Here is a 23,022-nt window from a genome sequence, read left to right as displayed (position 1 = left end):
CGGGTTCACGCATCCGCTGGCGCCCCTTCGCGCCGGCGCAGCAGCCCGTCCTCAATGCGTTGAAACAGCACGTAGAGACTGGGCACGAGCAGGATGCCGAAGAAGGTCGCGGCCAACATGCCGCCGAGAACGGCGAAGCCGAGGTGGATGCGGCTGACGGCGCCGGCCCCCGTCGACAGCACCAGGGGCAGCAACCCGATGATGAAGGCCAGCGCGGTCATCAGGACCGCGCGGAAGCGCTTGTGCATGGCGTCGACCGCCGCATCGTAGCGGCTCCGGCCGGCGGCCCGCTCGTCGCGCGCGAACTCGACGATGAGGATCGCGTTCTTGGCGGCAAGGCCGATGAGCAGCAATAGCCCGATCTGCGTGTAGATATCATTGCCCAGCTTGAGCAGACTGACCGTCAGAACGGCGCCGAGCGCGGCGATCGCCACCGAGGCGATGACGGCGAAGGGCACCAGCCAACTCTCATACAGGCCGACCAGGAAGAGATAGCCGAACACCATGGACAGCCCGAGGATGAAGAGGACGGTGCCCGGTGTCTGGCTGGCCTCCTGGAACGACAGGCTCGACCATTCGAAATTATAGCCGGTCGGTAGAACCTTGTTGAAGGCCCCGGCCATGGCGGCCATCGCCTCGCCGGATGATGCGGTGGCCGCCGCGTCGCCGGAAATCTGCGCCGACGGATACTGATTGTACTGGTAGATCAAATCGGCACCCACGCGTTCGCGCGGGACGGCAAGCGTGCTGATCGGCACCATGTCGCCGACGGCGTTGCGCACGTACAGCCGCGAGATATCGTTGATCTTGGCCCGATACTTCGCGTCCGCCTGGATATTCACTTGGAACGATCGGCCGAGATAGTTGAACTGATTGATGTAGAGCGAGCCCAGCATCGCCTGCATCGTCGTGAAGACGTCGGAGACCGAGACGCCGAGGCTTTCGGTCTTGCTGCGGTCGATGTCCATGAAGATGCGCGGCACCGACGCCGAATAGGTGGAGTAGGCGCGGCTGATGCGCGGATCCTGGTTCGCCGCGATCACGAGGGAGCGAGTCGCGGTCGCGAGTTCCTCGGGCGATTGTCCCTCCAGCGCCTCGAGCCTGAAGTCGAAGCCCCCCGTCGTGCCGAGGCCCGGAATCGCCGGCGGCGGAAACGGCAGGACGTTCGCCCCCGCGAGGGCTGCGTATTCACCGTGCAGCCTCTCGTAGATCCCGAACATGCTCGTCGCGAGCGTTCGCCGTTCGGACCAGGGTTTCAGCACCACGACGGCAAGCCCGCTGTTGGAGGCGGGTGAGCCGGTGAGCAGGCTGAATCCGGACACGGTGATCACGTCGGCCACGCCGGGAACGTCGCGGGCGATGCGGTCGACCTCGGCCAGGACCTTGTCGGTGCGTGGCAGGGCGGCCGCATCGGGCAGTTCCACGTCGACGAACAGGACGCCCTGGTCTTCCGTCGGCAGGAACGACGTCGGCAGCTTCCCGAACATGTAGGCGGTCGCGCCGCCGGCCGCCACGATGATGAGAGCGCCGACGAGCGAGCGGCGCGCCAGCGCCCCCGAGACCCGGGTATAGCCGGAGCGGGTGTGCTCGAGGCCGCGGTTGAACCAGGCCAGCGGGCCGCGGTGCGGCTTGAGCGGCCGTAGCACCAGCGCGCAGAGCGCAGGCGACAGGGTCAGCGCGTTGATCGCCGAAATCGCCACTGCCGCGGTGATGGTGACGGCGAACTGGCGATACAGCTCGCCGACGATACCGGGAAAGAACGCCACGGGCGCGAAAATGGCGAAGAGGACGAGGGTGGTCGAGACGATCGGCCCCGTCACCTGCCCCATCGCCTTGAGGGTGGCCGCGCGTGCCGGCAGGCCCTCCTGCTCGATGATGCGTTGCACGTTCTCGACGACGACGATGGCGTCATCGACGACGAGACCGATGGCGAGCACCAGGGCGAACAGGCTGATCGTGTTGGCGGAGAATCCGCTTGCCTGGTAGACGATGAAGACGCCGATCAGCGACACCGGGATGGTCACCGCGGGCACGATGGTGGCGCGCAGATCCTGGAGAAACAGGAAGACGACCAGCAGCACGATGACGGCCGTGATGGCCAGCGTCTTGACGATCTCGTTCACCGAGGCCGACACGAACAAGGTGGAATCGTAGACCACGCGAGCCTTGAGCCCGTGCGGGAACCGCGGTTCGAGCTCCTTCAGCCGCTGCTCGACACCCTGCATCACCTGCAGCGCGTTGGCGTTGGGAAGCTGGTAGACGGCCAAACAGATGGCGGGCCTGCCGTTGAGCAAGGACGACTGGGCATACGACTGGGCGCCGAGCTCGACGCGCGCGACGTCCCGGATGCGCAGGATCGCGCCGTCGGCGCCGGTCCGGAGGATGATGTTGCTGAAATCGTCGGGCGTGATCAGCCGGCCCTTCGTCTCGATCGTATATTGCATCACCTGGGTGTCGGCGATCGGCGGCGCGCCGATCTGGCCCAGGGACGCCTGAATGTTCTGGTTCTGGATGGCGTTCGAGATGTCGATGGGCGTCAACGACAGGGCCGCCATGCGGTCCGCGTCCAGCCAGACCCGCATGGAATAGTTGAGGGCGCCGAACAAGGTCGCGGCGCCGACGCCGGGAACGCGTGAGACGGCCGGCTGCAAGTTGATGCTGGTGTAGTTGGAAATGAAAACCGGATCCTGCTTGGGATCGTCGGAGTAGATGGCGATCACCCCTAGCATGCTCGTCGACTGCTGTTGAACCTGGACGCCCAGTGCATTGACGATGCTGGGTAACTGCGACGTGGCGAGCGCCACCCGGTTCTGCGTGTTGACCTGGGCGATGTCGGGATCGGTACCGACGGCGAAGGTCACCGCGAGCGTGTAGACGCCGGCCGACGAACTCGTCGACGACATGTACATCATGCCCTCGACGCCGTTGACCTGCTGCTCGATCGGCGCGCCGACTGTTTGCGCGATGGTCGACGCGTCCGCACCCGGGTAGCTCGCCGTAACCTGAACGACGGGGGGCGTGATGGCCGGGTATTGCGCGACGGGTATGACGAGGAGGCAGAGCAGGCCGGCGATGGTGATCACCACCGACATCACGATGGCGAGCTGGGGCCGCGCGATGAAGAAGCTGGAGATCATCGAGCCGATCCCGAGGGCGCGGGGGCAGTGGTGGCGTGGACCACGGCCCCGGGCCGCACCTTCTGGACGCCGTCGACGATGACCTGCTCTCCCTCCTGGAGCCCGGAGGTGACGACGAAGCCGGAGGGGGCCGTTTCGCCGAGCACGATGGGGCGCACCTGCACGCGGCTGTCCTTGTCCACCAGCAGGACGTAGGCGCCCGCGGCATTCCTCTGCACGGCGACCTGGGGCACGATCACGGCGCGAGCCTTTTGGCCTGTCTGCACCGTCACCGAGACATACTGGCCCGGAAGCAACAGGCGCTCGGGATTGTCGAAGACGGCGCGGACGGCCACGGTGCCGGTGGACGCATCGATCTGGTTGTTGATGAACTCGATCCTGCCGCTTTCGCCGTAGGTCGATCCGTCGGGAAGGATCAGCTGCGGCTTGAACAGGTCATCCATGCCGGGGGCCGATTTAGCCGCCGGCGTCGCCAGGAACCTCATGATGGTGACGTAGTCGCGCTCGGGGATGGCGAACACGACGCGGATCGGCGACATCTGAACCACGGTCGCGAGGACGCCGGTAGCGGGCGACACCAGATTGCCCTGCGTGATCGCGGTCTTGCCGATACGACCGGCGATCGGCGTCGCGATGTTCGTATATGACAGATTGAGGTTCGCGGTGGCGAGCGCGGCGTTGGCCGAAGCGATCTGGGCCTTGGCCTGCTCCACGGCCGCGGCGGCCTGATCGCGGGCGGCGAGGGCCTCGTCGAGGGCGGCCTGGGAGGCGAACTGCTGCGTCGCGAGCCGCGACTGGCGACCGTACGTCGCCTGCTTGTCCTTCAGGCTCGCCTCGGCCGAGGCGAGCTGCGCGTCACCCTCCGCCAACGTAGCCTTGGCCTGGTTCACGGCATCGATGTAGGGCGCTTGTTCGATGACGTACGCTGGAGCATTGGCCGGCAGCGTTGCGCCCTCCTGAAATGCGACCTTGTCGAGAAAGCCCTCGACGCGGGCACGAAGGTCGACCTTCTGCATCGCCTCGATGCTGCCGATGAAGTTGACCCGGTTCGTCACGTCCTGCGAGCGGATTGTGGCGACGGTGACGGCGGGCGGTGCTACGGGGGCTTGTGCCGCGGCGCCGGCTGCGAGGGTGACTTGGCAGAGTGCGACTAGGCAGAGTGCGACTAGGCCGCGCGCGAAGACCGACGCGCGCTTGGAACGACGTGCTTGCCTCATGCTCGATTGCCGCCCCCCGGCGAAGCCTCAACAGGCCGTTTGCTATATCAAGAAGCTATAGAACGATGCAGGTGGATCGCTTCACCGTCGGTATTGTGACGGCAGGCGACCGCACGTGCAACCCAGCCGACTTCGGGGATTCGTCACCCCAACCTTGGCAAGGCTATGCACGCGCGCGGCTCGGCAAACCCGCTCCGCCGCCCCTTCGCTAAAGCGAGGATCTTGTTCGAATAACTCGATCAGCAGCTCGGTGAGGACCCGAATCTTCCTTTCGGGATGCTGGATCTCGATGCAAGCTCCGGCTGCACAGTCTCGGAACAGCGCCCCGGCTTCCGTCAGCGCGGCGCCGCGGGTGGTTGGCGCGACAAGCTGAACAGCGGCATCTGCTTCGAGGCGGATCAGACTTCGGCTGACGATCGATTTGGACATGCCAAGCCGATGCGGCAGCCGAAGCGCCCCCGGCATCCGCAACCTCGACGAATGTCTGCTGATCCTCGCTCTCCACGTTAGCGTTCCCCATTGTGCGACACAGCTTCGCGCGCCGTGGCGCTAGCGTTACGCTTGAGGGAACGGCAAGACAAGGCGGCGTGCCCGGCGAATCGTCTCGGAACACACTGACGTGCACTGACAAGATCAGAAGAAGGATTGAAAATGACCTTTCGCAATGGCTTGAAGTCGCTTCTGCGCCCGGAAGACTCGGTCCTCGTTCTGATCGACCACCAGCCATTCCAGCTCGCCAACCTGAACAGCCACACTCCGCATACGGTGGTCAACAATGCGACGGCTCTGGCGAAGGCCGCCAAAGCCTACCGCGTCCCGACCATTCTCACGAGCGTGATCGCCGAGCGAGGCGGTGTCATCTTCCCGCAGATTACCGATGTCTTCCCGGGCCAGGAGGTGATCGACCGGACGTTCATCAACACCTGGGAGGACCGGAAGGTTGTGGATGCCGTCAAGGAGACCGGCCGCAAGCAGCTGATCATCGCAGGCCTGTACACGGAGATCTGCGTCGCAATGCCGGTGATTCAAGCCCTCGGCGAGGGTTGGGATGTGACGGTGATCACCGATGCCTGCGGAGCCGTTTCGGTGGAGGCCCATCACGTGGCGATCCAGCGCATGATCGCGGCCGGCGCCAACGTGATGACCTGGCTCGCCCTGGCGTCCGAATGGCAGCGCGACCACGCGCGGACCGAGCATGCCGCTGAGTTCATCGACATACTCAAGCAGCATGCGGCCGGCAGTGGCATCGCGTTCGTGTGGGAGCAGCAGTTGCTCAACACGCCGGTGCCGAGCGCCGCTGCCTGACCAAGCCGGATGGCGAGTAGCGGCGAGATGCGTTGCGAGACGGCGGACCTGGTGTCGCGGCTCGCCATCCCCCTCTACCAGGTGCCAAGAAGGTTCGGCGATCTCGCCCGTGTTTTCGCGGGCGCCTGCAACAGCTCTGGGGAGACGACGACCCGGACGATCCAGAGCTTGGAACGCTCAATCCCCTCTTTCGCAGGGGCAAGTACTTTGTGTCTCAGTCGCCGATCGGACCGCGCAATCTGATCCATGTTCGGCCGTCCATCACGATCCGTCCGCACAAGGACGTCGAGCTCTCGCTGTCGGGTTCGGCCTATTGGCGACAGAGCACCGACGACGGCATCTACGCGATCTCGGGTACCCTCGTGCGCAGCGGCAGGGACAGCGATGCGCGCTTCATCGGAACGCAGGCGGAGATCGCCGTCGCCTGGCAGGCGACACCGGACCTCAACCTGTCGGCCTCGGTCGGCGTCTTCGACCCAGGCACGTTCATTCGAGAGACGGGTCCCGCACAGGTCATAGCCCTGGTCGGCGTCATGGCAAACTACCGGTTCTGACCATGCCTCCGCCCGCCGCTCCCGGACCCGTGTCCTCAATCAGCGCCACCAAATGAGCTTACAAGGATCATCGATGGAAATCGGTATCGACAGTTTCGCAGCGATCCTCCCCGATCCGGCGACAGGCAAGCTTCCTTCCGCGACCGATCGCATGGCCGATCTGCTCGACGAGGTCGAGGTCGCCGACCGGGTCGGGCTCGACGTCTTCGGCGTCGGCGAGCACCATCGCGCCGAGTTTCTCGATTCCGCGCCGGCGGTCATCCTGGCCGCAGCGGCGGCCCGCACCCGTCGGATCCGGCTGACCAGCGCGGTGACGGTGCTGAGTGCCGCCGACCCGGTACGGATCTTTCAGGAGTTCGCGACCCTCGACCTGATCGCCAGGGGGCGGGCCGAGATCATCGTCGGCCGAGGCTCGTTCGGCGAGGCTTACCCGCTGTTCGGCATGGACCCTCGAGATTATGACGAGCTCTTCGCGGAGAAGCTCGATCTGCTCGTGCAGCTCAACGGGAGGACCTATCCGATCTGGAAGGGTCGCTTCCGCGCGGCGCTGGAAGGTCAGGGCGTCTACCCGCGCCCCCATCAGCCGCGGCTGCCGGTCTGGATCGGCGTCGGCGGCACGCCGCAATCCTTCGCTCGCGCCGGCACGCTCGGCCTGCCGCTGATGGTCGCGATCATCGGTGGCACCTTCGAGCGCTTCCGCCCGCTCGTCGATCTCTATCGCGAATCCGGGTTGAATGCCGGGCATAGTCCCGAGGCGCTCAAGGTCGGCGTCCACGCGATGGGCTTCGTCGGCGAGACCGACACGGCCGCGAGACAGGCGTTCTTTCCCGGCTGGGCGCATCTGACGGGAAAGATCGGCCGCGAACGCGGCTGGCCGCCGCCGTCGCGCCAGCAGTTCGACGCCATGGCGAGCCCCGAGGGCGCGTTCCTGATCGGCGATCCAAAGACGGTCGCAGCCAAGATGCTTCATGCCGGCGAGGTGCTCGGCGGCGTCTCGCGCATCACCTTCCAGATGAGCACCGCTTCGCTCGAGACGGCCGCCATGAAGCGGTCGATCGAGCTCCTCGGCACCGAGGTTGCGCCGATCATCCGGGCGGCCACCCACGCAACCAAAAAGACGTACTGATGGCGGGGGTGAGCTTAGGGCAGACGATCGCTCCTGCGGTTGTGCTGATGGGAGCGGCCGTCGTCGCCGTGCCGCTGTTCCGGCGGCTCGGCCTCGGTTCGGTCCTTGGCTACTTCGCTGCCGGCGTGCTGGTGGGGCCATCGGTGCTGGGGCTGTTCACCGACGCCCAGTCCATCCTGCATTTCTCGGAGCTCGGGGTGGTGATGTTCCTGTTCGTGATCGGACTGGAACTGCGGCCGCCCAAGCTCTGGGCCATGCGTGGCCAGATCTTCGGACTGGGCCTTGCCCAGGTTGCCGCAGCGATCGCGGCCCTCGCGCTGACAGGCGCGGTGGTGTTCGGCCTGTCGGGTCCGGTCGCCTTCATCGCCGGGGCGGGCTTCGTCCTGTCCTCGACCGCCGTCATCATGTCGGTGCTGCAGGACCGCGGCGAGATGTCGAGCGCGGAGGGACAGAAGTCGGTCGCGATCCTGCTGTTCGAGGACCTGATGATCGTGCCGCTTCTGGCGGTCGTGGCCTTTCTGTCGCCGCTGTCGCAGGGGCAGACGGGATGGACAGGCATCGTGGTAGCGGTCGCAGCGCTGTCTGGGCTCCTGGCGGTGTCGCGCTGGGGTCTGAACCCGTTCTTCGCCCTGCTGGCGCGGGCGCGGACGCGCGAGGTGCTGACGGCGGGCGCGCTGCTGGTGGTCCTCGGCGCGGCTCTGCTCATGGAGGTCGCGGGGCTGTCGATGGCGATGGGCGCATTCCTCGCCGGGGTAATGCTGTCGAGCTCGAGCTACAGGCACCAGATCGAAAGCGACATCGAGCCGTTTCGCGGCCTGCTCATGGGGCTGTTCTTCCTGGCCGTCGGTATGTCGCTCGACCTCGCCGTCGTCGCCGCCGAATGGCGGCTTCTGCTGGCGATGCTGGCCGCCTTCACGGTCGCAAAGGGCGTCGTGGTCTATGCGGTCGCTCGGCTGCTCGGTGGCTCCAATCACCAGGCCTTGCACCGCACCTCCATGTTCCTGCAGGGCGGCGAGTTCGCCTTCGTGCTCTATGCGGCAGCGAATTCGGGCGGCGTCATCGATGCGCGGGAGAACGCGCTGTTCTCCACCGTGGTGATCCTGTCCATGGCCCTGACCCCGCTGCTCATGATCGCAGCTGATCGGCTATTGCGCAGCGAAGCATCGATGGACGGCGTCGACGTCGCCCGCGACCTGAAGGGGCGGATCCTCCTCATCGGCTTCGGCCGCTTCGGCCAGATCGCTTCGCAGGCGCTGCTGTCCAGGGGCGTCGACCTTGCTGTCATCGACAAGGAGCCCGACCGGATCCGCGACGCGGCTCGATACGGTTTCAAGGTCTACTTCGGCGATGGCGCCAGGCTCGACGTCCTGCGCCACTCCGGCGCGGGCGTGGCAGATGCGATCATGATCTGCATCGACGATCCCAAGGCCGCGCTGCAGATCGTGGAACTGGCGCAGCACGAATTTCCGCAGGCCAGGCTCCTGGTGCGAAGCTATGACCGTGGCCATGCCGCGGATCTGATCCGCGCCGGTGTCGACTATCAGATCCGCGAGACGGTCGAATCCGCCTATCTGATGGGAGCGGAGGGCCTGCGAGCGTTGGGCATTGCCGATGTCGACATCGAGGAAGCCGCCGAGGACATCCGTCGGCGCGATACGGAGCGGCTGGACGAACAGGTGCAGGGAGACGCCATGTCGGGCCGCGACAGGTTGCTCCTCCAGCCCGTCCCGGAACCGTTGAGTGGAGGGAGCGGAGAGGGACGACGATGACGGACCGACGGCAATCAGCGCTGTACATGGCGGCGGCGCTGATCGCGCTGGCGCTCGCCCTGGGCGCCTGCGCCTCACGGCTCATCGGGAGCACCTCGCTGACGGCGATACGCGAGGCGTCGTCGACGCGGACGTGGACGAATTCCCTGCCGGCGCCCCAGGTCTTGCCGCCTCGGTAACCATAATTTCGGAGGTTTGCGAGATGGTTAAGTCTCGCAAACCTTATCCGTCCGACGTTCCGGACGATGAATGGGCGCTGGTTGCGGCGTATCTCACGCAGACCGCGACAAGCCCCTCTCTCATTTCAGAACAGCCTCTTATAGCTGGATGGACTCCAGTCGTGTCGTATACGGATCACCGGTCGGACGAACCCAAGCCTTGACCTTCTTGCTGACCGCCCACTGAGAATCCGACCAAGGGCAGGTCCCGAGCAGAAAATTATCGTAGCAGAACTTATGCATCTCTTGCGCCAGCTTCACCTGGCGGTCCTGATCCGGTTCGTTGACCAGCTGCCGATAGCGATCGTCGATCTCGGGGAAGTTATCGGTCGCCCCATAGTTGGCGCCGGTGATCAGAAACGCCGCCGGCCTTCGCAAGTCATTGTAAAACGGCCAACCCTGAGCGGCGACGCCATGCAGCTTTCGGTTGACGAAACTGGTAAAGTAGCTGCCCGACTCCATTACTGTGATCTTCGGTTTGAGCCCCAGATCGGACCAGTAACCAGCGATCGCCTGGATCACTTCGGGAATACTTGGATACGACGACGAGCGGTAGCCCAGAAGATCGAACTCAAAGCCGACGAGGCCGGCTTCCTTGATCAACGCCTTGGCTCTCGCGGGGTCGTACTTGCGCACCGGAAACATCGCCTCGCTGTAGCCTAAGGCCCCGGGATAGACGTGCGCGTTCGGGCTCGGTTTGCCTTGTCGAAGCAACCCTTGCACGATCTCGTCCTGATTGACCGAGATGACCAGTGCCTCGCGGAAGCGAATATCATCCCACGGCTTGACGTTGTGTCCAACCTCGACGAAATTGAGTTTCAACAGAGCTGTCGCCGGCGATTTGACGATGGTGACGTTGGGATCGGCGCCGAGCTGTAGGGCCTGAACGCCCGTGATGCCTTCGATTAAGTCAACTTCGCCCGCGCGCAGCTGGGCGATACGCGTCGTAGGCTCTGGTACGACTTGCAGGCGCAGGCTCCGGACGCCAGGAATGCGGTCTTTCCGATAGTGGAGCTCGTTAGCCTCCATCTCACAGAGGGAGCCGACTTCATTGCGCACCACCTTGAAGGGCCCCGTCCCCATGGGTTGCGTCTTGAAGGCCTCCGCGCCAACCTTTTCGTAATGAGTCTTCGACGAAATGTAAAACCAGGCAAGAAATTCCCGGCATTCCATCGGCGTCGGCTGGAACAGCTTAATTTCAACAGTATATTTGTCGGTTGCCGTCACGGATTCGATAGTTTTCTTCAGGCCTGGGACATCCGCTGATGGCGGCGTTCGCGTCGTGAACGCTTTCCATGACCAGGCCGCGTCATCGGCCGTGAGCGGCGTTCCATCCCAAAACACGACATCTTCACGCATTTTGAATGTGACGGTCTTGCGGTCGGCGGAGACGCTATAGCTCGCAGCGAGATCGAGCTCACGCTGGCCCTTATCGTTGTCCCGAAAGAAAGAGTTGTAGAGGTGAGCATTGATCGGACGTGCCAAGCCGCCGCTCTGAAAAAATGGGTCGATCGACTGGTCCATCAGGCTGGCAACGGCCACACGGAGCTTGCCGCTTGGCGCCGCCTGTGCCGGGGCCGGAAAAACTGCGCTGCCGGCGGTGAAAGCGGCCGTGGAGGCGACCGCGCCAACCGCGCCCATCAAGACTTCTCTGCGATCGATATGTCCCGTCTGTGAAGTGTGGTTCTTTTTCATTGCTCGTCCTCCCGTTATTGGATCTCGATGACGAATTTACACTTTCCTCTCGCTGAGTACGTCAAATCCCTCCATCATCAGGCGCCAGCGTTCGTCAACGAGTGGCCGCAACGCTGGCTCGGTAAAGATATAGAGCCGGTTGTCGCGGATAGCGTCCAGCACCATGGCGGCGACCTTCTCCGGCTCGAGCGCACCAGCTGCGGCGCCGAGGCCGGTCCGGTTTGGCACGGCCGCCGCTGCGTCCATCCCCGCAGGGTGGTTCTGACCGCTTGTCTCACGGATCCGGGTCCTGACGGCGCCGGGGCAGAGGACGGACACGCCGATGCCCGTCTCTTTCAGCTCCTCACGAAGCGTCTCGGAAAGGCCAACAACCGCGAATTTGGTGGTCGAGTAGAGCGAACTGACCCTGCTCGGCAGCACGCCTGCGATCGACGCCGTATTCACGATGTGCCCGGGTGTTCCCTGAGCCCTCATCCGTGGCAGGAAGGTTTCGATGCCATTGATGACGCCCCAGATGTTGACGGCAACGACCCACTCCCACACCAGGCGGTCGGCATCCCCGGCGCGTTGCCATGGCACGACGCCGGCATTGTTGCAGAGGACGTCGACGGCGCCGAATTGCCCATAGGCGACGTCAGCCAACCGCTCCACGTCAGTGAGCTGAGCCACGTCGACTTGAGCCGGAATGGCGCGGCTGGGCGGCAGCTGCAGCAGGGCGCAGGTCTCCTCCGCGGAGGCGCCATCGATGTCGGCGAGCACGAGCCGCATACCGGCCGCGGCGAACGCCTGAGCCAAGCCGCGGCCGATGCCGCTCCCAGCCCCGGTAATGACTGCAACCTTCCCTGTCAGCTCTCGCACCGGCACCTCCCAGAGACCTGGCCTCTAGCCCGCGTAGTGGCAGGCCACGCGGTGATCGAAGTCGATTTCTCGGAGCTCGGGCTCCTCGCGGGCGCATCGCTCGGCAGCGAGTGGGCAGCGCGTGCGAAACCGGCATCCGCTCGGAGGATTGATCGGGCTCGGAAGATCACCCTCGATCGACGAGTTGAGATTGGGGCTTCTCGGATCAGGCGGCAGCGAGGCCTCGAGCAGCCCCTTCGTGTAAGGATGCCTAGGACGGACGTACAGCGCCTCGGAGGGCGCCCGTTCGACGATAGCGCCGAGATACATCACGATGACCTCGTCGCTCATGTAACGCACGGCGCCGAGGTCGTGAGCCACAAACACGAAGGCGGCTCCGCTGGCGGCTTGCAAGTCTTTGAGCAGATTGAGGATCTGTGCACGTATCGAGACGTCCAGCGCGGACACGGGTTCGTCGAGTAGAATGAGCTCGGGGTTGGTCGAGATGGCGCGGGCAATGGCGATGCGCTGACGCTGGCCGCCACTGAACTCGTGCGGATACATGCGGCCTGCCGTGGCGGGCAAGCCAACCGAATGAAGCAGCTCGCCGATGCGACCCGCGTTGGTGGCTTTGCGTCCAAAATTGACGCGGACGGGCTCCATGACTACCTGTTCGACGCGGTGGCGCGGATTGAGCGAGCTGTAAGGATCCTGGAAAACGGCAGACACCGACTTGTGAAAGTCGCGCAGTCCTTCCTTTTTTAGGTCCCAGATGTCGGTCCCGCGAAAGCGAATGACTCCGCTCGACGGCGTCTCCAGGCGCAACATCATGCGCGACAGCGTTGTCTTTCCGCAACCGGACTCGCCGACCACGCCCAGGACCTTGCCGGGCTTGATAGCGAGCGACACACGGTCCACCGCCCTCAGCTCAGCCTTTCGAACGGTATACGTCCTCGAGACCGCACTGAGCTCAATCAGCGGCGCGGTTGACGGACCCGCGGCGTCGTCGATCGTGTTCGGCGGGGCGATATTCAGGGCATCACTCATCGAGGCCCCGATCCGATCTTCGCCGACACCGCCCAGCAGGAGGTCGTGTGGTTGGGCGATAACACCACTTCCGGCGGAAATTCCGATGTGCAGATGTCCATGGCCTCTCGGCAGCGCGGGGCGAACGGGCAGCCGCGTTTGATCTGGCGGACGTCCGGCGGCTGGCCCTCGATCGCATGCAGCCGCCCCTTGCCGTCAGTCTCGCCATTCAGCGACCGCATCAACGCCTTGGTGTAGGGATGCGAGGGATTTTCAAAGAGCGAGACCAGACCAGCTTTCTCGACGATGCGCCCGGCGTACATGACGGCTACGTCGTCGCAGACGCGAGCGATCACGGCCAAGTCATGGCTGACGATGATCATGCTCAGCCGCTGCTCACGCTGAATCTCGCGGAGCAGCCTGAGCACCTGCATTTGCACGGTCACATCGAGCGCGGTCGTCGGCTCGTCGCAGAGCAGCAGAGACGGGTGGCACTCCAATGCCATCGCGGTAACAACGCGCTGTCGCTGCCCACCGCTCATCTGGTGGGGATAGCTGCGCACCCGCATCTCTGGCGCCGGGATTCCGACACGCCGCAGCCCGGCGATGACCTTGTCCCGCAGCACAGACTTCGTCTTGATCCCCTGATGCAGGCGCAGAGGTTCCTCGAGCTGATTTCCGATGGAGTACACCGGGTTGAGCGACGTCATCGGATCTTGGGTCACGACGGCGATCTGATCGCCTCGGATCCGCCGCATCTCCTCGTCGGTGAGCTTCAGAAGGTCCTTGCCCTCGAACAGGATTTCGCCTGACTCGATGCGCCCGGCCGGCTTTGCGATCAAGCGCACGATCGACATCATCGTGACGCTCTTGCCGCTGCCGGACTCCCCAACGATCCCGAGCGTACGGCCCTGCTGCAAGGAGAATGACACACCGTCCACGGCCTTCGCGACACCGGCGCGCGTACGGAAGTAGGTACGGAGATTCTTGACCTCCAGAAGGGCAGGCTGGCCTGACATCTGCGTCATAGCTGGCGGAACCTCGGGTCCAGGCGTAAGCGCAGCCAGTCGCCGAGCAGATTGATGGAAAGGACGACCAAGAAGATCGCGATGGCAGGGATGATGACGAGCGAGTCCTGGAACCCGATGTAGTTCTTGCCGGCTGCAAGCATTCCGCCCCACGTCGCCTGCGGAGCGGGCACGCCGAGGCCGAGGAAGTTCAGTGAGGCCTCGATCACAATCGTGGCGCCGAGCTGTAGAGTTGCAAGTATGACAAGCGGATTGACGATATTGGGCAGGATATGATGGAACAGGATCCGCATATTACTGCATCCTGCTACTTTCGCGAGCTTAACGAACTCGAGCTCCCTCAACCGAAGAACCTCGGCCCGCAGGACCCGCGCGTAGCCGGCCCACGTCATGAATATCAATGTGAGGACCAAATTAGTCGTGCTCGCGCCCACGGCGCCGACCACGGCGATGGCCACGAGCAGGAACGGCACGGCCACGAAGACCTCGGTCATGCGCGAGATGATGATGTCGACGATCCCGCCGAAATAGCCGGCAAGGAGCGCCAACACCGTCCCGATGGAACCCGCTCCCAGAACGACAGCAAATCCCACCAGAAGCGAGATGCGAGCACCGCTGATGAGGCGGCTGAGGTTGTCGCGGCCGAGATCGTCGGTTCCGAGCACGTAGTCCCACGTGCCACCCAGAAAGACCGGCGGCCGGTGAGCCTTCATGATCTGCGGGGTATCCGGATTGTGTGGCTCGAGAAAAGGCGCGAAGACGCCGAGCACGAGCAGGACAATGAGGATGGCGATAGATCCGACCGGCCAGCGTTTGAGCAGAGTACGGATTCTGCTTGAGATCGAAACGGGTGTGCCGGCATCGAGTGAGAGCTGCGTCATCGTGCTGCCCTCCCTCTACGAAAGCCGAATGCGTGGGTCGATGAACCCGTACAGGACATCGACGCCCAGGTTCAGCGCGACCAGCAGGACGGAGGACAGGAACACGATCGCTTGCACCAGGGGATAATCCCGAGCCTGAATGGCCTGGATCGACAACTGGCCAACCCCAGGCCATGCGAAGATACTTTCGACGATCACCGACCCGCTGATAAAAAAGACGAGCTGTAGCGAGAATAACGTTAGAATCGGAAGCATCGCGTTACGAAAGGCGTGTTTCCAGATGACTGTCCGCTCCGGCAGCCCCTTTAGTCGGGCCAATCGAACGTACTCCGTATCCAGCACGTCATGCATCGACGAGCGCGTCATTCTGGTGAGCGAGGCCAGTGAGTACCAGGACAGCGCGATGGCGGGCATGATGAACGACGTCCAATCCCCCATGCCAGACGTGGGTAACAGACGGAACTCGACCGCGAGGATCACGATCATCAGAATGCTGATCGCAAAGGACGGGATCGCCTGGCCCATCAAGGCGACCAGATTGGCGGCCCGATCGGTGAGTCCGCCGGACTTCACCGCGCTGTAGACGCCAATGAGGACGCCGACGCCGGCGGAGATCAGCGATGCCACGAATGCGAGCTGAAGCGTCGCTGGAAAACGCTCCATGTAGACATCGAGCGCCGGCTTACCGAACCGAAAAGAATTTCCAAAGTCGAAGCTGAGCGCGCCTTTGAGGAACAGGGCGTACTGAACGATGATCGGTTTGTCCAAACCGAGTTGTTCACGCAACGCGAGGCGATCCCGCTCGGAAGCGTCGGGTGGAATGAGGAGGGCCGCCGCATCACCACTGAGGCGCGATAACGCGAACACGACGATACTGATGCCGATGATCGTGATGATCGCCTGCAGAACGCGCGAGGTGAGATATGAAGTCACGGTCCGCCTCGATCTCCTACACAGGTGTCAAAACAGCAGTTAGGTGCGTCTGTAGGGGCCCTCCCCGCGGCGCCTAGTCTGGCCGTACGGAAATGTTGGCAGCCATCCATCCGCCATCGACGAGAAGAGTATGGCCGGTCACGTAGCTTGCCAGATCGGATGACAGGAACAAGATGGCTTTGGCGATCTCGTCAGTCGTTCCCCGGCGCTTCATGGGAATCGGCCCTTTGCGCGTCGTCCGGTCCGTCTCCTCGGTCTCGGGCAGACGAGGCGTGATGATGCTTCCCGGCGCAACCGAATTGACGCGGATATCGTATTTGGCGAACTCGACGGCCATCGTCTTCACGAGCTGGATGAGGCCTGCCTTTGCCGCGCCATAGGGAGCATGCCGGGGGGAGGAGTTCACGCCGCTGACCGACGTGATGCATGTGATCGCGCCCGGCTGGCCTTGGTCTACCAGGTGGCGCGCGAAAGCCTGGCCGAGAAAGAAGAATGACCGGAGATTCTGGTCGTGCTCGATGTCCCAGAGGTCGGGCGTGACCTCGAGAACGGATGCCCATCGCGCCTGGCCGACGATCGAGACCAGGATATCCAGCCCGCCAAGCTTCCGCTCCGCCTCCTGCACGAGCGCGGCTGTATCGGAGATTTTCAGGATGTCGCCCTGGAGGGCGGCACTGGTACGACCAAGCGCCGCGATCTTGGTGGCGACGTCCTTTGCCCGCTCTTCAACCACGTCGACGACGGCTACGTTGCACCCAACGCTGGCCAAGAGCAGCGCCGTACTTGCGCCCATGCCTTGGCCGCCGCCGACCACCAGGGCGCACTTGCCATCCAATTTAAAAATATCGTTCAGCATCAAATGTGCTCCTTAAGCTTGGCCGGCGCGGTGTTGCATTGCCGAAATACGGGTCGGACGATCGCGGCCGCCAATCCGAAGATTGGCGCCTGCCCGGACGCGCGCATTGCCTGTTTCGGCCTCCCGACAGACGGTGGCGGCGCGGTGGTTTCTTCGCGGCCGTGTCCGGCGTTGAGCCGGGACGACGAGGCACCGCGCGTGAAACCGGCATGGGTTCGGCTGGAGGCGTGTTTCGCTACGCCCGCACCCCTGCCTCGGCGCAGCGGGCGACAGGCACGACCATGACTTGGAGCAAACCCCTCATTATTATTCGTCTCCTCCCGCTCACTTTTATGTGTTCCGATCAGGTCGGCTGCCGGAGCGTCGGCGGCCCGAACCTCGATTGTTGCGGGTGGGAAAGCTGTTCCGCTACGGAACACGCTCGCCGGTCATCTCGCTATCGGGCTCGGTGCTGGTGACAAGATAAGGTCTACCGGCTAGCCCTGGCCATTGTCGCCAGAGGAAACTTCACTGTTCCTTTTCGTCAACATTGACCGAAAACGTAGGCCCGCTGCGCTCTACAGCGTTTTCGAGCGAAGTGGACGCCGGTTCGCGTGAAGAAAACGCGACAAATCAATCAGATAGAGCATTTCGGCGGTTCGAAGAAACGCGGAATTGCTATAGCGGCACGGTGATCTCCGCGCCGGGGCCGGTATGCTGGAGTTCGCAAATCAAGGGGAAGTCTTGCTTGGTCGCCACCGCGGAATCGCGCGCCGGCGAGAGGAGCTGCCGAGAAAGCGGGCGCAACGCGGCGCCGTTCGCGGTCAGTTGTGGCGGCGCTGCTCGGCGAGCTTCTTCTGCACGAAATCGAGGAAGACGCGAATGCGCGGGCTCATATGCCGCTGATGGTGAAAGACGGCATAGATTGGCTCCTCCTCCTCCTTCTCCACATAGTCGGCCAAGACGGGCACCAGGCGTCCGGCGGCGGTATCGGCGGCGACAACAAATTCGGAGATCCGCAGGATACCGACTCCGTTCAAGGCGAGTTGCCGCAACATTTCGCCTTGGTTGGAAATGGCGTTGCCGCGAACGGGCACTCGGACCGTGTGCCCATTCTCTTTAAACGACCAGTGCACGCGATGCGTGCGAACGGAGAAGCTCATACAATTGTGCGACAGGAGATCAGTCGGCGTCTGTGGCGTGCCGTGACGGCGCAGGTAGGAGGGCGCTGCACAGATGATCCAGCGCGATCCACCGATCTTGCGTGCGACCAAGGAGCTGTCCCGCTGCGGCCCCATCCGTATGGCGAGGTCGACGCCGGCCTCGACCGGATCCACGATTTCGTTGTGAAGCTGGAACTCGAGACGCAGGTCCGGATACAAGGCAAGAAACTCGGGAACGAGTGGCGCGAGCTGCAGGTAGCCGAAGGCCGGCGGCCCGAAGATGCGCAAGAGGCCGCGCGGCGAGTTTGACAGACTCTTCAGGGCGTTCTCGGCCTCGTCGAGGGTATCAAGAGAGCGCGCCGCTCCAGCGTAGAAGGCTTCCCCCTCCGCAGTTAAGCGGAGCGAGCGGGAAGACCGGTTCAAGAGGCGGACGTTCAGCCGTTTCTCCAGGCGGGAGATGCGCTTGCTCACGGCGGAAGGGGACAGAGAGAGCGCGCGCGCAGCCGCCGATAGCCCTCCGCAGGCGACAACGCGCGTAAAGACAAGAATCTCCCCATAACGGTCAGCGTTCATGTCGCTCTCCGGGCCTGCTCTCCCCATGGTCCCTCGTTTTTGAAATGAGGATCCTGTGCCCTCATAGCTGATCCGCTAGGGCGACGGGAGCGGGCGGGTCGACAGAAGATCGGGGTTGCTCAGCCTCGCGTTAGGTCAACCGACGGCTTGCGGCGCGGCCGCAAGGGGCTGCGACCGGGTGCGGACGATAGGGCGGGCCACCTTTCGGGAGGCGATCCGTCACCCGCTCAAGCCGCAAATCGCTTCCGAAGCCGGGGGGCGACCTCGCGCGCGTAAAGCTCAAGGCTCGGGTTCATGTCGTCCGTCCGCAATCCTGGGGGTACGGCCCAGGTCACGATGTCGGTCAGCCCATATTCCTCGATGAATGCGGTGAGCTCGGTCACGCAATGGTCGACGTTTCCGACGATCCAGGTCTGTGGAATAGCCTCGCCCGGCGTGATCCCGGACGCGCCGCCGGGCCCGCCGGACTCTTGACGGAAGCGATCGTAGACCTCCATGCGCCGCCGTTCGGCGGCGCGCACGGTCTGCCAGTCGCGTTCGCGATCGTCGGTGACGAGGCAGGAGCGGATAATGCCGACGCGAAATTCCGACGGATCGGTGCCGTGGGCGCGGAGGTCGGCCGCCCACGTGTCGAGGGTGCTGGCCCGCATCCCCTGCGGCAACAAGTTGGCCTTGTGCTGCGCAGCCCGGCGCGCGCCTGGTTCGCTCATCGCAGCCACCCAGAGCGGCGGCCCACCCTCCTGGACGTAACCCGGCCTGATCGTTACGTCCTCGAACGTGTAGCGTTTGCCCGTAAAGCTGAACTTTTCGCCGGTAAACGCCAGACGCAGGACCGCGAGGCCTTCGTCAGTGAGTGACACCCGGCGCGCCTGCGGAATGCCAAACCCGCGGAACTCATGAGGCGCGTATCCCATACCTACGCCGATTTCCACGCGCCCGTTGCTGATGTTGTCGAGCACGGCAAGATCTTCGGCCAGCCGGATCGGATGGTTGAAGGGGAGGAGGCAGACGTCGCAGGAGAAGCGAACGTGCTTGGTGCGCGCCGCCATCGCCCCTGCGACCGGAACCCATGACGGCAGGTAACCGTCCTCGACAAAATGGTGCTCGGTGAACCACACGAGGTCGAGCCCCAATCCGTCCAACCAAGCGACCTGTTCAATGATCGAGGCATAGAGCTCGTGGTGGCTGAGGCCCGATACAGCCGGATTGCGAAAGTCGTAGGCTACGCCTAGACGCAGTGCCCTGGCCATTCGTCACACCTCATCGTCAGCGGACTGGGTGGCCCAAGGTTAGCACCTCCTGTGACCTCAATGCCAAGGCGATCGTGACGCGCAGGAAAAATGACATTTCCCATGGGGCCAATGGTCATCTCCGACCGGTCGACTCTATCGTCTCACGGCAAGTCCCTCGCTGAGGACTGCGACGGGGCGCTCGTCTGCGCGGCGGCGAGCGAGACTTCCCGGTGACGAAAGGCAAACTGGGCATGCTGATGGCAGCGCTCCGTGTGACGACGGTTGCAGGCGGAGCTTTCACGCTTTCCGCCCAGCCATGGCCCGTATGTGCTCGGCCTACGAGCTCGACGTCTACGCGGGTAGCCGCGCCGTCGACGATCACGAGACATGGCCGCTATGAAAGATGCTTCGCATGCTGTTCACCCACACTCTGCCTGAGCGGACCGAAATAGGCGGCTCCCCCGTTGAATACCTGCGCGTCGGCGAAGGGCCGACGCTGCTCTATCTTCACGGCTTCGACGGCGTCAGCGTCGACGATCCATTCATCGGAGCACTCGCCAAGCACTTCGATGTCGTGGCCCCGTCGCTGCCCGGCTTTGGCGCGTCCGCGCGGCCGCGCTCGATGCGGACGATGGAGGACCTCGCGCACTTCACGGTGTCGCTTGTACGCACCCTCGGCCTCGACGACGTGACCCTTGTCGGATCGTCCTTTGGCGGGTGGGTTGCTGCAGAAATGGCTGCAAAAGGCTGTGATGGGCTCTCGCGCCTAGCTCTCGCCGACCCTGTCGGCGCACGCTTCACCACGGACCCGGCGGAAAAGGAAATCCTCGACGTCTTCATCACGGAGACGAAGCATTATCCGGGGCTCCTTTTTTCAGACCCCGAAAAGGCAAACCTGGCGTTTTCAAACATGGATTTCGCCAACATGGACGAGGATGCATCTCTGCGCTTCTGTGCAAATCGCGAAGGGCTCACTCAATTTGGTTGGGCGCCCTTGCTGCACAATCCGGGGCTGCGCGCGCGCCTCGCCTATATCGATATTCCCACGCTCGTGCTTTGGGGAGCGGACGACAGGATTGTTCCGGTCTCGTATGGCCGCCGCTTTGCCGAGGCCATTCCAGGCGCCACCTTCGAGGTCGTTGCGGAGGCAGGCCACTATCTTCCGCTGGAGCAGCCCCTCAAGTTCGCGGAACATCTCGTCAAATTCCGCCAAACGGCACACGTGAACTGAGAGGATAGCCATGAAGCTCTGGTATTTCACTGAGCAGCAGTATCACCCCGGGTGGGACAGGGTGGGCGGTCCCATTCGAAATACTCCACCGACGGCTCTCATAGACCCTGATGAGGCTGCCGATTTGTTCGACCGGTACTTTGAGGAGTATGCGGTCTTGGATCAGCTCGGGATCAACATCGCGGTCAACGAGCACCACGCGAGCTTCCAATGCATGTCGCCCTCGCCGATGGTCATCGTTGCGGCCTTGGCGCGGACGACGTCGCGGGTGCGACTCCTGTCCATTGGATCTCCCATCGCGCAGCGGCTCGATCCCGTCCGTCTCGCGGAGGAGATGGCGCTGACCGATATCCTGTCGCGCGGCCGAACCGAAGTCGGTCTCATCAAGAGCATCCCGTGGGAGCACTTCAACTCCAATTCCAATCCGATGGAGGTGAATGGTCGCTTCTGGGAGGCGCACGACCTCATCCTCAAGGCCCTGACCACGCGGGATGGCCCATTCTCGTGGGCAGGCGAATACTTTCATTTTCGCAACGTCAATATCGTTCCACGGCCCTACCAAGATCCGCACCCGCCCATCTGGATGACGGGGCAAAGCATCGCCAGCGCAGAGAATATCGGCCGCAAAGGCTATGTCTGTGTGACCTCGCAGAGTGGGTTCAGGGATGCTTCGCCCTTCTACGCCAGCTATCGCAAGGCGTACGAAGCGGCCCATGGCAGACCCACCCCCTTGGATCGCCTCGGCTATATGGGATACATGGCGGTGGGGCGGACCGAAGACGAAGCAGGCGAGATCGCCCAGCGCATTCACAAGTGGGTCGAATTCCTCGGAAGTCAGCACCCGAGTTTCCAATACGCCGCTGGATTTGCGCCGGCGGCTGCTTATGCGAGCGGCTTGCGGCGGGGCATGGGCGGGGTCCACTTCTTCCTTGGCCATCAAGCCCCCTCCATTCATGAGCTGCGCGAGAAGGGGATGATGTTCTGGGGCACAGTTGATCAAGTCTACGAGCAGGTCCGTGCCTTCTATAAGAAGGTCGGCGGCATCGGGCATCTGCTCATGCAGATGGGAGGCACCGCCACCAAAGAGGATACGCTCCGCTGCATGGACCTTGTCGCGAACAAGCTGCGGCCGATGCTCGAAGGGTTGGCGAACGAGCCAGTCCATGCCGAGCCCGAAAGGCTGCGCGCCTGAGAGCGGGAGCGAGCCGACGCGGTCGGCGCTGAGCAGGTTGCGCCGAGCGAACACTGTCGGGCGGGGCGGGTGACGGCCATCAGTCGTAGCCCGCCTCCCGATCTGGCATGCACGCACGCACGGGGGAGAGGTGGGCCATGAAGCCACTGGCTCGGGGCTTGGAGTTTCCGGAAGGGCCGGTCGCGATGGGCGATGGTTCGGTTATTCTTTGCGAGATCGTGGGAGGTCGGCTCACGCGCGTAGCCGCAGACGGTAAGACGGACGTCGTTGCAAACCTTGGCGGGGGCCCGAACGGTGCCGCCATCGGCCCCGACGGGCGCATTTACGTGTGCAACAATGGCGGCGCCCAGTGGGAAGGCGGCCGGATCGATGTGGTCGATCCGCGCACCGGCAAATGGGATGTCCTCTACGACAACGTCGATGGCCACCGGCTCGCCGGTCCGAACGACATTGTGTTTGATACCGACGACGGCTTTTACTTTACGGACTTCGGTAAGACCGAGGGGCGGGTGCGCCACCGCGGCGGCATCTTCTGGGCGAAAGCAGACGGTTCGCATATTAGAGAGGTTATTTTCCCCTTCAATGGGGATTTGAACGGCATCGGGCTGTCGCCGGACAACAAGACCCTTTATGCGACCGAGACGGCTGCCGCGCGTGTATGGTCCTGGGAGATCATCGGTCCGGGCTCTGTCCGTCGCAGGCCTTTTCCGGCTGCCGAAGGGGCTACGCTTGTCGCCCAACTTCCGGGCGTCGCGCGGTTTGACAGCATGGCTGTCTCCCAATCTGGCAAGATCCTCGTCGGAACGCTCAGACAGGGCGGGATCACCGAGATTTGTCCGCTGACGGGAGCATATAAGTACTACTTTCTGCCGGACTTTCTGGTGACCAATCTTTGCTTTGGCGGTCCGGACATGACAACCTGCTTTGTCACGATGGCGCATTCTGGACAGCTTGTCGAACTCAACTGGCATGAGCCCGGCTTGCGGCTTAGCTGGCAGCAGCCCTGGCAAGGCCGATCAGAAAGTCACACTTGAGGGTGCCGACCCCGCGGGCAGGACCGTTGATTCACG

General features: G+C 63.5%; 19 protein-coding genes and 1 pseudogene. 8 read left to right on the top strand and 12 right to left on the bottom strand.

All coding sequences use genetic code 11. The features are described from left to right. Positions 1 to 5: 5 nt before the first annotated feature. The 3 genes and pseudogenes from IEW34_RS02285 to IEW34_RS30415 all read right to left on the bottom strand — a co-directional run. Positions 6 to 3,137, bottom strand: a complete 3,132-nt coding sequence (locus IEW34_RS02285) for an efflux RND transporter permease subunit (RefSeq protein ID WP_188607487.1) — start codon at positions 3,135 to 3,137, stop codon at positions 6 to 8. Continuing rightward, entirely contained in the window at positions 3,134 to 4,354 is a 1,221-nt protein-coding gene (locus tag IEW34_RS02280) for an efflux RND transporter periplasmic adaptor subunit (protein WP_188607486.1), read from the bottom strand. The genes IEW34_RS02285 and IEW34_RS02280 overlap by 4 nt, the downstream gene beginning before the upstream one ends. A 282-nt stretch (positions 4,355 to 4,636) precedes the next feature. Next, positions 4,637 to 4,874 (bottom strand): annotated as a pseudogene (locus IEW34_RS30415) (helix-turn-helix domain-containing protein); the annotation flags it as partial. Between the two features lie 131 nt (positions 4,875 to 5,005). Between IEW34_RS30415 and IEW34_RS02270 the strand changes: the two are divergent. The 5 genes from IEW34_RS02270 to IEW34_RS02250 all read left to right on the top strand — a co-directional run bounded on the left by IEW34_RS02270 (position 5,006) and on the right by IEW34_RS02250 (position 9,287). Continuing rightward, positions 5,006 to 5,659: an isochorismatase family protein gene (locus IEW34_RS02270; RefSeq protein WP_188607485.1), complete on the top strand. Its 654-nt coding sequence runs from the start codon at positions 5,006 to 5,008 to the stop codon at positions 5,657 to 5,659. Between the two features lie 32 nt (positions 5,660 to 5,691). Beyond that, positions 5,692 to 6,213, top strand: coding sequence for an alginate export family protein (locus IEW34_RS02265; protein ID WP_188607484.1), 522 nt, complete (start codon positions 5,692 to 5,694; stop codon positions 6,211 to 6,213). Positions 6,214 to 6,286: 73 nt separating this feature from the next. Next, complete coding sequence (locus IEW34_RS02260) at positions 6,287 to 7,339, top strand: Atu2307/SP_0267 family LLM class monooxygenase (protein ID WP_188607483.1); 1,053 nt, start codon at positions 6,287 to 6,289, stop codon at positions 7,337 to 7,339. After that, positions 7,339 to 9,108, top strand: coding sequence for a monovalent cation:proton antiporter-2 (CPA2) family protein (locus tag IEW34_RS02255; RefSeq protein ID WP_188607482.1), 1,770 nt, complete (start codon positions 7,339 to 7,341; stop codon positions 9,106 to 9,108). The genes IEW34_RS02260 and IEW34_RS02255 overlap by 1 nt, the downstream gene beginning before the upstream one ends. Continuing rightward, the gene (locus IEW34_RS02250) at positions 9,105 to 9,287 is read left to right on the top strand and encodes a hypothetical protein (protein ID WP_188607481.1); all 183 of its coding nucleotides are present in this window, start codon (positions 9,105 to 9,107) and stop codon (positions 9,285 to 9,287) included. The genes IEW34_RS02255 and IEW34_RS02250 overlap by 4 nt, the downstream gene beginning before the upstream one ends. Before the next feature lie 138 nt (positions 9,288 to 9,425). Here IEW34_RS02250 and IEW34_RS02245 read toward each other — a convergent pair whose 3' ends face one another. From IEW34_RS02245 to IEW34_RS02205, 9 genes are all read right to left on the bottom strand, one after another. Beyond that, on the bottom strand, positions 9,426 to 11,021 hold the full coding sequence (locus IEW34_RS02245; protein WP_188607480.1) for an ABC transporter substrate-binding protein: 1,596 nt from the start codon (positions 11,019 to 11,021) through the stop codon (positions 9,426 to 9,428). 36 nt (positions 11,022 to 11,057) lie between these two features. Beyond that, positions 11,058 to 11,879, bottom strand: coding sequence for an SDR family NAD(P)-dependent oxidoreductase (locus tag IEW34_RS02240; protein WP_188607479.1), 822 nt, complete (start codon positions 11,877 to 11,879; stop codon positions 11,058 to 11,060). Between the two features lie 24 nt (positions 11,880 to 11,903). Then, on the bottom strand, positions 11,904 to 12,905 hold the full coding sequence (locus tag IEW34_RS02235; protein ID WP_188607478.1) for an ABC transporter ATP-binding protein: 1,002 nt from the start codon (positions 12,903 to 12,905) through the stop codon (positions 11,904 to 11,906). Further along, positions 12,902 to 13,912 carry an ABC transporter ATP-binding protein gene (locus tag IEW34_RS02230; protein WP_244641697.1) on the bottom strand — a complete coding sequence of 337 codons (1,011 nt, stop codon included), beginning with the start codon at positions 13,910 to 13,912 and terminating at the stop codon, positions 12,902 to 12,904. The genes IEW34_RS02235 and IEW34_RS02230 overlap by 4 nt, the downstream gene beginning before the upstream one ends. Then, positions 13,909 to 14,793 carry an ABC transporter permease gene (locus IEW34_RS02225; RefSeq protein WP_188607477.1) on the bottom strand — a complete coding sequence of 295 codons (885 nt, stop codon included), beginning with the start codon at positions 14,791 to 14,793 and terminating at the stop codon, positions 13,909 to 13,911. Before IEW34_RS02225 ends, IEW34_RS02230 begins: the two co-directional genes overlap by 4 nt. A gap of 15 nt (positions 14,794 to 14,808) precedes the next feature. Continuing rightward, positions 14,809 to 15,726: an ABC transporter permease gene (locus IEW34_RS02220; protein WP_188607476.1), complete on the bottom strand. Its 918-nt coding sequence runs from the start codon at positions 15,724 to 15,726 to the stop codon at positions 14,809 to 14,811. Positions 15,727 to 15,799: 73 nt separating this feature from the next. After that, entirely contained in the window at positions 15,800 to 16,582 is a 783-nt protein-coding gene (locus IEW34_RS02215; RefSeq protein WP_188607475.1) for an SDR family NAD(P)-dependent oxidoreductase, read from the bottom strand. A gap of 803 nt (positions 16,583 to 17,385) precedes the next feature. Then, positions 17,386 to 18,297, bottom strand: a complete 912-nt coding sequence (locus tag IEW34_RS02210) for a LysR family transcriptional regulator (protein WP_188607474.1) — start codon at positions 18,295 to 18,297, stop codon at positions 17,386 to 17,388. 227 nt (positions 18,298 to 18,524) lie between these two features. Further along, positions 18,525 to 19,547, bottom strand: a complete 1,023-nt coding sequence (locus tag IEW34_RS02205; protein WP_188607473.1) for an LLM class flavin-dependent oxidoreductase — start codon at positions 19,545 to 19,547, stop codon at positions 18,525 to 18,527. Positions 19,548 to 19,941: 394 nt separating this feature from the next. On the opposite strand from IEW34_RS02205, the gene IEW34_RS02200 reads away from it, so the two are divergent. From IEW34_RS02200 to IEW34_RS02190, 3 genes are all read left to right on the top strand, one after another. Continuing rightward, positions 19,942 to 20,760, top strand: coding sequence for an alpha/beta fold hydrolase (locus IEW34_RS02200; protein WP_188607472.1), 819 nt, complete (start codon positions 19,942 to 19,944; stop codon positions 20,758 to 20,760). Between the two features lie 10 nt (positions 20,761 to 20,770). Next, a complete protein-coding gene (locus IEW34_RS02195; protein WP_188607471.1) occupies positions 20,771 to 21,952 on the top strand; it encodes an LLM class flavin-dependent oxidoreductase in 1,182 nt (393 codons plus the stop codon). A 137-nt stretch (positions 21,953 to 22,089) separates the two neighbouring features. After that, positions 22,090 to 22,986, top strand: a complete 897-nt coding sequence (locus tag IEW34_RS02190) for an SMP-30/gluconolactonase/LRE family protein (RefSeq protein WP_188607470.1) — start codon at positions 22,090 to 22,092, stop codon at positions 22,984 to 22,986. Positions 22,987 to 23,022: the final 36 nt, after the last annotated feature.

It is taken from the genome of Chelatococcus reniformis (assembly GCF_014640075.1).
GTDB lineage: Bacteria > Pseudomonadota > Alphaproteobacteria > Rhizobiales > Beijerinckiaceae > Camelimonas > Camelimonas reniformis.
The sequence above is the reverse complement of the archived record's forward strand: the minus strand, read 5'-3'. Positions and strand labels throughout refer to the sequence as shown.